We start from the raw sequence: 411 nt of genomic DNA on the forward strand, positions 1-411 counted from the left end.
AATTGAGCTATTTACTGAAATTGGCAATTCCACTGACCTAATTTCGTAAACCTTGCGTAATAGCAGTACACAACAACGAATAGAGGTGAATTGTGAATCATTACAAAGCTCCTTTAGAGGACATGTACTTTGTTCTCTATGAGATTTTGAAAGCTGGCAACATAGCCAACATTGAACAGTTTGAAGATGCGACCGAAGACATGCAGCGTGCTGTACTAGAGGAAGCAGCAAAGTTATCAGAGAATGTCCTTCAGCCCATTAACGCGTCTGGCGATAGGGAAGGGTGTCAATATGATCCGGAAACGAAAGCGGTCACTACTCCCGCTGGTTTTAAAGAAGCCTATCAGACCTATCAACAAGGAGGCTGGAGCGGTTTAGCAACGCCTGTTGAACATGGTGGCCAAGGCCTTC

The 411-nt window shown here is 44.5% G+C and carries 1 protein-coding gene; it reads left to right on the top strand.

Annotation, left to right across the window (positions count from 1 at the left end):
* Positions 1-92: 92 nt before the first annotated feature.
* A partial coding sequence (locus tag A3750_RS03565) for an acyl-CoA dehydrogenase N-terminal domain-containing protein (RefSeq protein WP_197474856.1) occupies positions 93-411 on the top strand: 319 nt, incomplete at its 3' end.

The organism is Oleiphilus sp. HI0079, from assembly GCF_001635105.1.